The organism is Rhodococcus sp. 05-2254-5 (assembly GCF_002258575.1).
Classification (GTDB): Bacteria; Actinomycetota; Actinomycetes; order Mycobacteriales; family Mycobacteriaceae; genus Rhodococcoides; species Rhodococcoides fascians.
Genome location: NZ_NOZG01000004.1, coordinates 1 through 13,404, shown reverse-complemented (window position 1 = coordinate 13,404; position 13,404 = coordinate 1). Strand labels below are relative to the sequence as shown.

Genomic DNA, 13,404 nt, shown 5'->3' with positions numbered 1-13,404 from the left:
CGTGATGTTCCGGGCCCACTGTTCTGTCGTTTTCCTGGCGTACGATTGCCCGCCATGCCGTCCCTTCGACCGCGTCCCTCACTGCCCTCGCTGCACCGACGAGGAAACAAGGCCGTTCCCGATTCGAGTCCACGAATACCGGTGCCGACGGCGCGCGCCATCGTCGACTGCGCTGTCTACGTCGACGGCTCCCGGCTACCCGGCCGGTTCACTCACACTTCCGCGATCGCCGAAGTACGAGCCCGCGGCGAGGGGTTCGTCTGGGTGGGCCTGCATGCGCCGGACGACCGTCAGATGAACGCGATCGCTCAGTGTTACGACCTGCACGAGTTGATGGTCGAGGACACCGTGCACGCGCATCAGCGGCCCAAGCTGGAGCGATACGACGACGTCGCATTCCTCGTCCTGCGCACAGTCAAGTACGTCGAACACGAGTCGGTGACGACGGCGAACGAGATCGTCGAGAGCGGCGAGATCATGGTGATGGTCGGTCGAGATTTCGTCATCACCGTCCGACACGGCGAACACTCCGGATTGGCCGGCGTGCGCCAGCGCCTCGAGGACAATCCGGAGCAGCTCGCACTCGGCCCGTCGGCGGTGCTGCACGCGGTTGCCGACCACGTCGTCGACGAGTACCTGGCCGTCACCGACTCGATCGAGAGGGACGTCGACGGCATGGAGGAGGAGGTGTTCTCTCCGCATCATCACGTGCCGATCGAGAACATCTATCTGCTCAAGCGGGAGGTCGTGGAACTGCGCCGGTCGGTGACCCCACTGTCGACGCCTCTCGCACGGCTGGTCCAGGAGCCCAGTGTTCCGAAATCCGTCCGGCGGTACCTGCGCGACGTGCAGGACCATCACACCACCGTCGCCGAACGTATCTCCGAATACGACGAGGTACTCAGCTCGCTCGTCGACGCCGCCCTGGCTCGGGTGACGATGCAGCAGAACCTCGACATGCGCAAGATCTCGTCCTGGGTGGCGATCGCGGCGGTGCCGACAATGGTGGCCGGCATCTACGGCATGAACTTCGACAACATGCCCGAGCTGCACTGGACCTACGGGTACCACACGATCGTCGCGATCGTCGCCTGCGTGTGCGTCGGTCTGTGGCGCACGTTCCACAAGAACAACTGGCTGTAGATCCTGCGCCGGAGATCTACAGCCAGGGACGAACTCCGACAGAAGCGGGTAGCCACCGGAAGTCGACACCCTGTGCGCAGGAGCCCGATCAGAGTCTGGCTGCGGACCGGTTGGGGTCTCGAACGTCGATCCCCGCTTCCTTCCAGGCCTCGCGCAGCGCATCCGCCCCGCGCAACCGCACCCAGGCGGCCTCGGTTCCGGTCAACGGCACCGCGGCGAAGAAATGAACCGGATCGAAAGGCTCCGGCAGCGGCAGGTCCGCGATGTCGCTCGGCCCGAGCAGCACGGCAGTGAACGGCGCGTTGGTCCACAGCGGCTCACCGAGATCGAGCAGGGCGTCCTCCACCAGCACGACGCCCTCCACCGCAGGCGAGGCCGCGAGCACGGCCAAGCTCTTGTGGACGCCCGACGCCACGCCTGCGCCACCGCGAAGGGTCAGTACCAGTTCGGCGCGAGGGCCACGGGACGGATCGGCGACCATGTCGTTCGGGTCTGCCATGGGATGACGCGAGCAGCCGAGGCTGACGTACCGCACCACGTCGGAGTCCGCACCGAATCGCAGCACGTCCAGTGACTCCAGGCCGAGGAACGTCACGGACGCGGACGACGGGTTGTCGTCGCCGATCTCGGTCACCAGATGTGCGCGTACCGCGGTAATGACACTCTCGCTCACGAGACCCATCCAACACCACCGGTGCCCGAGAAGTCCGTTCGGAGGTGCCACCGCGGACGAGGTGGGTACCGTCGTACCCGTGGTATCCGTTCTCGCTGTGTCCGACGAAACGATCGAATCTCTGTGGAGTCCGCAGGTGAAGTCGCTCGGCGTCGATCTGATTCTCGGCGCGGGCGACCTTCCGTTCGATTACCTCGAGTATCTGACCGACGCGTTGAACGCTCCGTGCGTGTTCGTGCCCGGCAATCACGACGCGGACCTGACGGGTTATTCGGCCGGGAAGGCCGGCTGGATGCGCGCCGGGCTGCCTGCCACCTGGCCGGGGCCGGTGGGTGCGATCAACGTCGACCGGCGGATCGTGTCCGCTGCCGGTCTGCGTATCGCCGGTCTCGGCGGGTCGATCCGCTACAACGGCGGCCCCAATCAATGGACGCAACGTCAGCAGCGCAGACGCTCACGCACCCTCACTCGAACATTCGCGTGGAATCGCAACGTCCGCAAGGACGTACGGCCGGTGGACATTCTGCTCACTCACAGCCCACCCCTCGGAGTCGGCGACGACACCGACCCGGCACACGTCGGCTTCGACTGCCTGGACGAGGTGACGCGTCGACTCTCCCCACAGTTGTTGTTGCACGGCCACATTCATCCACACGGCCACACCCCGGACGATCTGGCCCTGCACGGGGCGGCGGTGATCAACACCGTCGGATACACCCTGCTCGACGTCGAACCGGGTGGGCAGCGACAGCACGTCGAAGCACCGAGGATCGTGAGGCGCAGACATGGCACGTGACACCGGATTTCCGGCCGCCGACGCGGAGAACGACTTCACCCGCCAGCGTCGACGCGCCGACGTGGCGAGACTCGTCGGGTGGCTGCGGCGTCAACCCGACGACGTCAACACCATCCTGCCGTTCGACGAGGTGGTTGCTGCCCTCGGCAAGGTCGGGGAACGGCACCTGGGTCTGCAGGTCATTCGCGTCGAGACCATCGTCGGCAGCGTCGACCGCACTCGCGACTTCGACAGGTTCTTCAGGCCGACCTCGGCGCGGATCCGGGAACGCTGGCAGCGGCTGGCGGCGGCGCAGCGCCGCGGTGAAGCGATGCCGCCGATCCAGGTGTATCGCATCGGCGGCATGCACTTCGTCGTCGACGGGCATCACCGGGTGTCGATTGCGTTCGCGATGCATCGCACGACGATCGACGCCGTCGTCACCGAGATCATCACGCGTATCTCCCCCGAGGGCATCACCCGGCGCGGCGATCTGTTGATCAAGGATCATCGCCGCATCTTCCTGAGTCGGGTGCCCCTGGTGGGACGCGCACGCGAGGCGGTACAGGTCACCGACCCGTTCGATTACGCGCAACTGAGCGAGTCGGTGGAGGCCTGGGGATTTCGGCTGATGCAGGAACTCGGGGAGTTCGTCGACCGCGGAACGGTCGCACGACGCTGGTTCGGTGAGGAGTACCTGCCGGTGGTCCGCATGGTCCGGGCGGCCGAGATTCTCGAGGACCGCACCGATGCCGAGGCCTATCTGTGGATGAGCCGTGAGCGCTATCGGTTGGTGCGCGAGCACGTCTGGAACGACGAGATCGTCAGTGAACTCCGGCAGAAGGCCCTGGGGAAGCCCAACCGGACGCAGTAGCTCCTCCGAGGCACCTCGGCTCACACCGGGGAAACCGGTACCCGATAATTAATTAGATGCGTTCAACATTTTAGTTCGATCGGTTCGTATTTTCGGTTGTCATAAGTAACGAGGTAGCTCTTCCATGTCCACCCGCCGCACACTGCTGCCAGGACTCTGTTTCATCGTCATGACCCTCGCCGTTTTGCAGACGATGGTCGTTCCCATCGTGGGCACCATCGGCACCCAACTGGGCGTCAGCACCACCGCTGCCGGGTGGGTGCTGACGGCGAACCTGTTGGCCGCGGTCATCGCCACCCCCGTCATCGGCCGACTCGCCGACCTGCACGGCAAACGCCCCGTGCTCATCGGCGTCTTGACCGTCGTGCTGGCCGGGTCGCTGCTGGCAGCGTTGACCGATTCACTGACCTGGCTGCTGGTCGGCCGCATTCTGCAGGGCGTCTCGTACGCCCTGTTCCCCATCGCCCTGGCGGTGTTGCGCGACGAGATGCCACCGCGCGCACTGGTCGGCTCGATGTCGATCCTGTCCGGCACTCTCGGCGTGGGCGGCGGATTCGGATTGGTGCTGACGGGGCTGCTCACGGCCAACGGTGCCGACTACCACCGCGTCTTCTGGCTCACCGTCGCCATCGTCGTGGTTGCACTCGGCATCGCGTGGTTCGGTGTCCCGGCCCGACCGCGCAGCGGCAGCGGGTCGGTCGACTGGTGGGGTGCCGTACTTCTGGCGGGCACACTCCTGCTGCTGTTCCTGGCCCTCACCCAGGGCCGGACGTGGGGCTGGGGTTCGGTGGCCACCATCGGATGCGCTGTCGCGGGCGTGCTGCTGGGAACCGTCTGGTGGATCTTCGAGAAGCGCATCGATGCCCCGCTCGTCGCACCCCGCATGCTCACTCACGGGCCACTGCTGGCCACCAACGTCGCCACCCTGTTCGTCGGCGTCGGAATGTTCGCCAACTTCCTGGCCTGCTCCTACTTCGTGCAGACCCCACGTGCCGTCGCCGGCTACGGATTCACGGCCAACGTTCTGGAAGCCAGTGTCGTGTACCTGCTACCCGGTGCAGCGGTAGGAGTGGTGGCCGCGGTGATCAGCGGTCGCCTCATCAGATCGTTCGGGCCGCGCCGAGTTCTCGTCGGCGGCGCGGTGATCGGCGTTCTCGGATTTGCGTTCGTCGCGGTGGCCCACGATCACACGTGGCAGCTCATCACCGCGGGCATCGTCATCAACACGTTCGTCAGCCTCGCGTTCGCGGCCCTGCCCAACCTGCTCATGGCCGAGGTCAGCGCGGCGGACACCGGCGTGGCCAACAGCGTCAACTCGATCGTGCGCACCGTCGGCACGTCGATCGCGAGTGCGTCGCTGTCCACCGTGCTGGCGATGTTCACCATCGACGGCACAAACGTGGCCCGCGAGAGCGCGTACACCGCAGCCTTCGTCGCCGGTGCCGTGGCCTGCGCCGTCGTCGCTGCGGCAGCCCTGGCCATCAGAAGCACCCCGGCAGCGCGGCAATCGGTGCGGGTTGCCGAGTCCGAACCGAACACCACGTCGAACGTGCCACTGTAGAGCCTGCGGCATGTGAGTGGAACTTCGTAGTGGGCTACGAAGTTCCGCTCACATGGGCGTAGCGCTCTACAACGTCAGGTTCGCACCCGACGCCTGGTCGAACACCGAAATCTTGCCCGGGTCGAACCACAGTTCCACCTGACCACCCTCGGCGGCCTTGGATTCGGCTGCCAGACGCGCAACCACCTGTGCGCCACCGAGATCGGCGATGCCGGCATCGGCGGCCAGCTCCTGGAGTTCGCTGGACTCGACCTTGGCACCCTTCAGCGTGAAGTAGACGTACTTGTCGCTGCCCATGGACTCGAGCACGTCGACGGTTGCGGTGAAGGTGGCACCGCTCATCTTCTGGTAGCCGTCGATCAGTGCCGCGTCCTCGAAGTGCTCGGGACGGATACCGACGACCACCTCGCGGCCCGGGTTCTTGGCCTTGATCGCGTCCATTCGCTCGAGCGGGATCTCGATGTCGCCGAGGGCCGTGGACACTCCGTTCGAGGTGAGCTGTCCCGGAACGAAATTCATCGAGGGCGATCCTATGAAGCCGCCCACGAACAGGTTTCGCGGCTTGTCGTAGAGCTCCTGCGGAGAACCGATCTGCTGCACCAGCCCGCCGCGCAACACCACGACGCGGTCGCCGAGGGTCATGGCCTCGGTCTGATCGTGCGTGACGTAGACGGTGGTGGTGCCCAGACGCTTCTGCAGCCGCGAGATCTCGGCGCGCGTCTGGACTCGCAGCTTGGCGTCGAGGTTGGACAGCGGCTCGTCCATCAGGAAGGCCTTGGGGGTGCGAACGATGGCGCGTCCCATCGCAACTCGCTGTCGCTGACCACCGGAGAGGTTGGCGGGCTTCCGGTCGAGGTGCTGACTGAGATCTAGGATCTTGGCAGCCTCTTCGACCTTGTCGTTGATCTCGGTCTTGGAGAGCTTGGCGAGCGTCAGCGGGAAGGCGATGTTCTGCCGGACCGTCATGTGCGGGTACAGCGCGTAGGACTGGAACACCATCGCGATGTCGCGATCCTTCGGCGCCTTCTCGTTGACGCGCTCCCCCGCGATCCGCAGCTCACCGGACGAGATGTCCTCCAGCCCGGCGATCATGTTGAGCGTGGTGGACTTTCCGCAGCCGGACGGTCCGACGAGGATGATGAATTCGCCGTCGGCGATGGTGATGTCGACGTCGCTGACGGCAGCGGCGCCGTCCGGGTAGAGCTTGGTGACTTTGTCGAGAACGATTTCGGCCATGACGGTTATCCCTTCACTGCGCCGGACGTCAAGCCCGCCACGATACGTCGTTGGAAGAAGAGCACAAAAATGATGATCGGGATCGTGATGACGACGGCGGCTGCCGCGATCGATCCCGTGGGCTCCTCGAACTGAGAGCTACCGGTGAACTGCGAGATGGCCGCCGGGACGGTGACCGAACGTTCCGTCGCCGTCAGCGAGATGGCGAGCAGGAGGTCGTTCCAGGCGAAGATGAACACCAGGATCGACGCGGTGACGATGCCGGGTGCTGCCAGCGGGGCGATGACCTTGCGGAAAGCCTGTGCGGGCGTCGCTCCGTCCATCTTCGCTGCCTTCTCCAGCTCCCACGGGATCTCGCGGAAGAACGCGGAGAGGGTGTAGATCGCCAATGGCAACGCGAAGGTGATGTACGGGATGATCAGACCCGGCCAGGTGTCGAACAGCCCGAGCGAGCGCGAGATGTCGAACAGCGGTGTCACCAACGAGATCTGGGGGAACATCGCGATCAGCAGAGCCGCACCAACCAGGAGCTTCTTGCCCGGAAAGTCCAGCCGGGCAACGGCATACGCGGCCATGGTGCCGATCACGACGGCGATCACAGTGGTGATCAACCCGATTCCGATGGAGTTCACCAGCGCCGAGGTGAACTGGTTGGTGGAGAAGATGCCCTTGTAGTTCTCCAGAGTGAACGACTGCGGGATGAACTTTCCGTCGGCGATCGTGGCCGTCGATTTGAACGACAGGCTGATGATCCACGCCAACGGAACGAGCGCGTAGAGGAGGACGAGGACGTTGACGACCGTCCAACCGACCTTCTTGCGAGGCGTAACAGTGGTCATTACTTGCGGCCTCCGTCGTCGGATCCCGGTGCCGAGGCACCGAACAACTTGATGAACACGAACGCGATGATCGCGACGCAGAAGAAGATCAGGATGCTGATCGCCGACCCGAGTCCGAGGTTGAACGCGCCGAACAGGTTGTTGTAACCGAGAATCGACACCGATCCTGTCTCGTTGCTCCCTCGGGTGAGGACGTAGATGTTGTCGAAGATGCGGAACGCGTCGAGCGTGCGGAAGAGCACCGCGACGAGAATTGCCGGCTTCATCAACGGAATGGTGATCCGCATCAGCCGCGTCCAACCACCCGCTCCGTCCACCTCGGCGGCCTTGAGCAGATCGTCGGGCACCAGAGCCAGGCCTGCCAGCAGCAGCAGAGCCATGAACGGGGTCGTCTTCCACACCTCGGCCAGAACCACGATCGCGAGCGACGGGAACTGCTCGGTGAGTGGCGCGCTGCCGTCGGGCAACAGGTTGGCGAGATAACCGGTGCCCGGGGTCCAGGCGTAGTACCAGCTGTACGCGGCGGCGACGGTCACGATGCCGTACGGAATGAGCACCACGGTGCGGACGAGTCCGCGGCCGAAGATGGTGCGGTGCATGACCAGAGCCACTGCCAGACCGAGGATGAACTCGATGATCACCGAGATGATCGTGATGCCGGCGGTGACGCCGAATGCCGTCCACCAGTAGCCGTCGGACAGCACGGTCACGTAGTTGGAGATGCCGACGAATTGGCGATCCTCGGGGAACGCGAGGTTGTACTTCTGCAGACTGAGCCAGAAGGCGTACACGATCGGGTAGCCGGTGACCGCGAGCATCAGGATCGCCGCGGGTGCGACGAGGAGCAATCCCAGGCGTCGTTCGGCTTTCTTACCGTCGGAGATGTTCTTCAGAGCCGCCTGCCGATCGGCGGGCTGCGGCTGCGATTCGGTGGGATCGCTCATGGAATCAACCCTTCGGAATTGACGGCCTTGCTGACCAGTTCTGCGAGCTTGTCCACGTCGGCAACCGGATCGATGTTCTGCGGCGGGTTGAGGGCATCGGTCAACAGAATCGAAATGCTCTGGTAGGCAGGCGAAACGGGCCGCACTGCCGCGGACTCGATGGAACCGAGCACCCCTTCCCATGCGGGATAGACGGCCTGGAACTCCGGATCGGAGTACAGCGACTTCAGCACCGGGGGCACGCCGCCGTTGACGGCGTTGTTGCGCTGATTCTCCTGGTTGGTGAGGCACTCGACGGCTTCCCAGGCGAGGTCCTCGTGCTGAGTGGTCTTCGCGACGCCGATGTTGAAGCCGCCGATGGTGACCTTGGCGGGCTCCCCCGCGTTCACCTCGGGATACGGAGCACTGCGGAAGACCTCGGCGATGCGTGCATCCTGCTGATCGGCAGGCACATTCGCCAGATCGAGGAACGACACTGCCCCGGCGACGGCGTTCTCCTTCAGGCCGGGAAGCACGAACGGGTAGTTGACCTGGAAGGCCATCCGCCCCGACTCCATCCCGAGTCGAGCTGTCGCCTCGTCGCTCTGCGAGACCGATGGATCGCGGCCGTCGGCCGTGGCCACCCGCTTGATGATCTCGAGGGCCTTCTCGGTGGCGGCGCGGTGCTCGGGAGTGTCGTTGAGGGTCACCGTCGTTCCGTCTTCGGCGACCACCGACCCACCCGCGCTCTCGAGCAGCGAGTTGAACCAGACCATGAAGCCCTCGTACTGCTTGGCCTGCACACCGATCTGAGCGGGCTTACCGGCGGCCGCGTTGGCCTCGGCCACGTCGATCAGCTGATCCCACGTCTGCGGCGGGGTACCGCCCGGCACCTCGTCGGGCCGGTACCAGAGCAACTGGGTGTTGGAGTTGAGCGGAACGGCGTAGAGCTGGTCCTGCCATTCCGCAGTGGCGAGCGGACCTTCCAGGGTCGACCCGTCGCGCAGCTTCGCCGACAGGTCGTCCGGGACGGGCAATGCCCATCCCGCCTCGGCGAATTCGGCGGTCCAGACGACGTCGAGCGTCATCAGATCCAACGTCTTGTCGTTTCCGGCGAGACGCCTCGCGAGCTGCAGGCGCTGATCGTTGGCACTCTTGGGCAGTGTTCGCTGCTCCACTCGATACCGGCCGTTGGAGGCGTCCGAACACACCTGTGCCGCAGCGGCGTACTGCTCTGCGCCGTCTGCGGCAGTGTAGAAACTCAGAACCGGAACCGAACTGTCCGACGAACCACACGCTGCGAGCAACGGACTCGTCACCAGAGCCGCTGCCGCCAACACCCCTATCCTCGTTGCTTTTCCACGCCTACGACCACGATGTCTCGGCACTGTCCCGCCTCCGTACGTTCGGTTACTCGCGCAGCCCTTGTGTCGGCACTGCCGTGCACGAGAGAAACGTAACCGAACTCACTGGCCTCGAGGGCGATTTGGGGCTATTCCGTTACCTGTCGGTTGCCTGGTCGTCCAACCGTTGTGATCAAATCGACAGTTTGGCGAGCAGGTCGCGTGCTTTCTCCGCTGTCCGGGGCTCGCAGATGACGTCGTACCGTCCGGCGACCAACTGCATGCTCGACGCGAAATCACGCTGACCCTTAGTGGCCGCATACGGAATGGACGCCGAGATCAGGCCGAAGATGATGCCGCCGCCGACGCCGATGAGCAACGCGCCGAAGATGTTCTCGCTGAAGATACCGAGGACGAGCCCGAGGAACACACCCAACCATGCACCCGAAACAATGCCTCCGCCAATGACTTTGGGCCAGGTGAGCCGGCCGAGAACGCGTTCGACCTGCATCAGATCGACGCCGACGATGGTGACGTCCTGCACCGAGAATTCCTCGTCGGAGAGGAAGTCGACGGCGCGCTGCGCCTCGGCATAGGTGGGGTAGGAACCGATGGGCCAACCGGACGGCGGCGTCGGCAGTCCTTGCCCTGGGCGGCCCGGCTGTGAGAGGGGATTGGTCATGCCCCCATTGTGCCCCGAAACGGACTTTTCTGGTCGCTTCTGCAGGCTCCGCTCCGGCACCGTCACACCCATTGTTCGGCCCTCGGACAACCGCCTCGATCAGGAGATCGGCGGCTCGAACGTCGTCGTGCGTGTCAGACCGGCCGCGCGGCCCTTCGCCGAGACGACCAGCGCCATCTTGCGGCTCGCCTCGTCGATCATCTCGTCGCCGAGCATCACCGCACCGCGAGCGCCGCCCGCCGCCGAAGTATGGAACTCATAAGCGTCGAGAATCATCTCGGCCTTGTCGTAATCGTCCTGTCGTGGCGCGAAGATCTCGTTGGCCGCCTCGATCTGCGTCGGGTGCAGCACCCACTTGCCGTCGAACCCGAGGCCGGCCGTCCGTCCCGCGGCCCGGCGAAACGCGTCGAGATCACGAATCTGCAGGTACGGGCCGTCGATTGCCTGCAATCCGTGCGTCCGAGCCGCCAGCAGGATCGTCATCAGAATGTGGTGATAGGCGTCGCCGGTGTCGTATCCCACCGGCTGTTCCCCGACGACGAGGGTGCGCATGTTGACGCTCGCCATCAGGTCAGCCGGCCCGAACACCAACGTCTGCACCCGGGGGCTCGCGGTCGCGATCTCGTCGATGTTGCGCAGGCTGCGTGCGCTCTCGATCTGCGGCTCGATGCCGATGGCCCCGACGTCGAGACCGTGCTCCTTCTCGAGTTGAGTGAGAAGAAGATCCAATGCCTGCACGTGCGCCGCGCACTCGACCTTCGGCAACAGGATGGCGTCGAGATTCCCACCCGCCCCGGAGACGACGTCGATGACGTCTCCGTACGTCCACTGCGTCGTCCAGTCGTTCACGCGCACGACCTTGAGCTGATCGCCCCAACCGTCGGAGTTCAACGCGTCGACGATGCGTGCGCGGGCCTCGACCTTGGCGATCGGCGCGACGGCATCCTCGAGATCGAGGAAGATCGCATCGGCAGGCAGGCCCTTGGCCTTGGCGATCATCTTGTCCGAACTGCCCGGAACGGCCAGTACCGATCGGCGTAATCCCGAAGCACTCATCGAAAGCACTACCCCTGTCTGATTCACCCGCTGTATTGCCCTGCCTCTAACCTTGCCATCATGGCAGCACTGAGCAAGGTATTCGCGGCCAGGCTCGCCGGCCTCGGCGTCCTGGGCCCCGACGGCGAATCGATCGGGCGGGTGCGCGACGTGGTGGTCTCCATGCGCGTGGGCAGGGCACAGCCGCGAGTCCTCGGACTCGTGGTCGAATTGGCAACGCGCCGAAGAATTTTCGTCCCGATGCTACGAGTGACCAGCATCGAGCCCAACTCCGTCCAGCTCACCACCGGAAACGTCAGTCTGCGCCGATTCACTCAGCGCGCGAACGAGATTCTGGTGTTCGCGCAGATCCTCGACTCCAAGGTCCGCGTCGACGATCCCGAGCTCGACGAATTGCACGACACCGATTCCGTCGTCGTCGATCTCGGCATCGAGCTCACCCGAACTCGAGACTGGAAGGTCGCACGCGTGGCGGTGCGTAAGCAGCGCCAGCGCCTTGCGCGGCGCGGTGCCATCCACGTCGTCGACTGGCAACACGTGCAGGGGCTCACGCAGAACGAACTGTCGATGCCCGACCAGGGTGTGGCGCAGCTGTTGATGCAGTTCGAGGATCTACGTGCGGCAGATGTCGCGAATGCCATGCGCGAGCTGCCCGTCAAACGCCGCATGGAGGTGGCGCGGGCCCTCGACGACGAGCGTCTCGCCGACGTCGTCCAGGAACTTCCCGACGACGATCAGGTGGAGCTGATGCACTACCTCGGCGTCGACCGTGGTGCCGATGTGCTCGAGGCCATGGACCCGGACGACGCTGCCGACCTCCTCGGCGAGCTGCCCGAGACCGAAGCGGAATCGCTTCTGCGACTGATGGATCCAGAGGACTCAGCGCCGGTCCGCCGCCTGCTCGAGCACTCCCCCGACACCGCCGGCGGTCTGATGACGCCCGAGCCCGTGATCCTCACCGCGTCGACGACGGTGGCCGAGGCCCTCGCTCGGGTACGCAACCCTGACCTGACGCCTGCGCTGGCCTCACTCGTGTTCGTGGTGCGGCCGCCGACCGCAACACCGACCGGCCCATATCTGGGCTGTGTTCACCTGCAGCAACTGTTGCGAGAACCCCCGGCGAGCCTGGTGGGCGGAGTCGTGGACAGCGCACTCCCGCGGTTGTCCCCCGAGGACAGCCTGACCGCGGTGACGCGGTACTTCGCGACGTACAACCTCGTCTGCGGCCCGGTGGTCGACGACGAGGACCACCTGGTCGGGGCCGTGACCGTGGACGACGTCCTCGATCACCTGCTGCCCGAGGACTGGCGAGATCAGGAAGTGGCCGGACAGTGAAAGAAACAGCACGCCAGAGAATGGACACGCCGCGCGGTTCGCGGCTGTTCAACGTCAACTTCGACTTCGATCTCGGTAAGTCGGGTGAGAAAGCCGCCAGGTTCCTGGGTACCGGACGCTATCTGGCGATTCAGACCGGCATCGTCATCGTCTGGATCTTCCTCAACGTCGTGGCCGTCAATCTGCAGTGGGACCCGTATCCCTTCATCCTGCTCAACCTCGCCTTCTCGACGCAGGCCGCGTACGCCGCGCCGTTGATCCTGCTCGCCCAGAATCGGCAGGACGACCGCGACCGCGTCTCTCTCGAAGAGGATCGGTCGCGGGCTCAGCAGACCAAGGCCGACACCGAGTTCCTCGCGCGGGAGCTCGCAGCTCTGCGTATCGCCGTCGGTGAAGTCGCCACCCGTGACTATCTGCGCCGCGAACTCGACGACATCAGGGCGTTGCTGGAACAAGCGACGGGTCAACCCGCCAACGCACCGAAGAAGGCGCGCAAGAAAGCGGCCGCACGCCTGGCCGACGACGCGTCGGGCGAGACCGACCCGCAATAGACCGTGCACCGCTCCGCGCCTGGTAACGGCCCGATAACGGAACAGTCTCGAATCAGGTACCCTCGATCCCGGTCATCAGGTCGGGCCCCGGAGATCATCCGGGGAAATCAGGAGGTACAGCGCGCGTGGGTCGTCACAGAAAAGCATCGAATTCCAAGGTTCGACGGAACTCGGTGATTGCTCTGGCAGGCCTCGTCCCCGCAGGACTCGTCACGGCCGCGACCAGCGCCGGAGCCACCGAATACATCCCGTTCGTCACCGCCAAGACGGCCCCGGCCGCACAGGAATCGAACTCCGTAGTCGAGACTCCGCAGCCGATCGCCCAGGACCAGCAGGCACAGCCGGTGGCCCAGGCCGAGCTGCCGACACCCGCCCCGGTCCCCGCGCCCGCCCCGGCTCCCGAGATCCCGCCC

13 protein-coding genes and 1 pseudogene are annotated in these 13,404 nt (G+C 65.0%); 7 read left to right on the top strand and 7 right to left on the bottom strand.

From position 1 onward, the window contains the following. The first annotated feature begins 54 nt into the window (after nucleotides 1-54). The gene (locus CH278_RS03910; protein ID WP_179274434.1) at nucleotides 55-1,143 is read left to right on the top strand and encodes a magnesium and cobalt transport protein CorA; all 1,089 of its coding nucleotides are present in this window, start codon (nucleotides 55-57) and stop codon (nucleotides 1,141-1,143) included. 88 nt (nucleotides 1,144-1,231) lie between these two features. On the opposite strand, the gene CH278_RS03905 is transcribed toward CH278_RS03910, so the two are convergent. Continuing rightward, nucleotides 1,232-1,825 (bottom strand): suppressor of fused domain protein, encoded by a 594-nt coding sequence (locus CH278_RS03905; protein ID WP_205914269.1) that lies wholly within the window; start codon nucleotides 1,823-1,825, stop codon nucleotides 1,232-1,234. A 70-nt stretch (nucleotides 1,826-1,895) separates the two neighbouring features. Here CH278_RS03905 and CH278_RS03900 point away from each other — a divergent pair, with 70 nt between their 5' ends. From CH278_RS03900 to CH278_RS03890, 3 genes are all read left to right on the top strand, one after another. Then, nucleotides 1,896-2,612: a metallophosphoesterase family protein gene (locus tag CH278_RS03900; RefSeq protein WP_027498034.1), complete on the top strand. Its 717-nt coding sequence runs from the start codon at nucleotides 1,896-1,898 to the stop codon at nucleotides 2,610-2,612. After that, nucleotides 2,602-3,465: a hypothetical protein gene (locus CH278_RS03895; protein ID WP_027498035.1), complete on the top strand. Its 864-nt coding sequence runs from the start codon at nucleotides 2,602-2,604 to the stop codon at nucleotides 3,463-3,465. Before CH278_RS03900 ends, CH278_RS03895 begins: the two co-directional genes overlap by 11 nt. Nucleotides 3,466-3,589: 124 nt before the next feature. Next, nucleotides 3,590-5,026 (top strand): MFS transporter, encoded by a 1,437-nt coding sequence (locus CH278_RS03890; RefSeq protein ID WP_057472857.1) that lies wholly within the window; start codon nucleotides 3,590-3,592, stop codon nucleotides 5,024-5,026. Nucleotides 5,027-5,092: 66 nt separating this feature from the next. Here the strand turns inward: CH278_RS03890 and CH278_RS03885 are convergent, their stop codons facing one another. The 6 genes from CH278_RS03885 to CH278_RS03860 all read right to left on the bottom strand — a co-directional run bounded on the left by CH278_RS03885 (nucleotide 5,093) and on the right by CH278_RS03860 (nucleotide 11,105). Beyond that, nucleotides 5,093-6,262: an ABC transporter ATP-binding protein gene (locus tag CH278_RS03885; protein ID WP_032375493.1), complete on the bottom strand. Its 1,170-nt coding sequence runs from the start codon at nucleotides 6,260-6,262 to the stop codon at nucleotides 5,093-5,095. Nucleotides 6,263-6,267: 5 nt separating this feature from the next. After that, entirely contained in the window at nucleotides 6,268-7,101 is an 834-nt protein-coding gene (locus CH278_RS03880) for a carbohydrate ABC transporter permease (RefSeq protein WP_027498037.1), read from the bottom strand. Continuing rightward, on the bottom strand, nucleotides 7,101-8,045 hold the full coding sequence (locus tag CH278_RS03875) for a carbohydrate ABC transporter permease (protein WP_027498038.1): 945 nt from the start codon (nucleotides 8,043-8,045) through the stop codon (nucleotides 7,101-7,103). The genes CH278_RS03880 and CH278_RS03875 overlap by 1 nt, the downstream gene beginning before the upstream one ends. After that, nucleotides 8,042-9,364, bottom strand: a complete 1,323-nt coding sequence (locus CH278_RS03870; protein ID WP_027498039.1) for an ABC transporter substrate-binding protein — start codon at nucleotides 9,362-9,364, stop codon at nucleotides 8,042-8,044. The genes CH278_RS03875 and CH278_RS03870 overlap by 4 nt, the downstream gene beginning before the upstream one ends. 196 nt (nucleotides 9,365-9,560) lie before the next feature. After that, the gene (locus CH278_RS03865; RefSeq protein WP_027498040.1) at nucleotides 9,561-10,049 is read right to left on the bottom strand and encodes a general stress protein; all 489 of its coding nucleotides are present in this window, start codon (nucleotides 10,047-10,049) and stop codon (nucleotides 9,561-9,563) included. Between the two features lie 99 nt (nucleotides 10,050-10,148). After that, the gene (locus CH278_RS03860; protein ID WP_094621228.1) at nucleotides 10,149-11,105 is read right to left on the bottom strand and encodes an HpcH/HpaI aldolase/citrate lyase family protein; all 957 of its coding nucleotides are present in this window, start codon (nucleotides 11,103-11,105) and stop codon (nucleotides 10,149-10,151) included. 60 nt (nucleotides 11,106-11,165) lie between these two features. Between CH278_RS03860 and CH278_RS03855 the strand changes: the two genes are divergently transcribed. The 3 genes and pseudogenes from CH278_RS03855 to CH278_RS28145 all read left to right on the top strand — a co-directional run. Next, a complete protein-coding gene (locus CH278_RS03855) occupies nucleotides 11,166-12,440 on the top strand; it encodes a magnesium transporter MgtE N-terminal domain-containing protein (RefSeq protein WP_027498042.1) in 1,275 nt (424 codons plus the stop codon). A gap of 20 nt (nucleotides 12,441-12,460) precedes the next feature. After that, a complete protein-coding gene (locus tag CH278_RS03850) occupies nucleotides 12,461-12,991 on the top strand; it encodes a DUF1003 domain-containing protein (RefSeq protein ID WP_045840756.1) in 531 nt (176 codons plus the stop codon). A gap of 173 nt (nucleotides 12,992-13,164) precedes the next feature. Then, a pseudogene (locus tag CH278_RS28145) lies at nucleotides 13,165-13,404 on the top strand (lytic transglycosylase domain-containing protein); the annotation flags it as partial.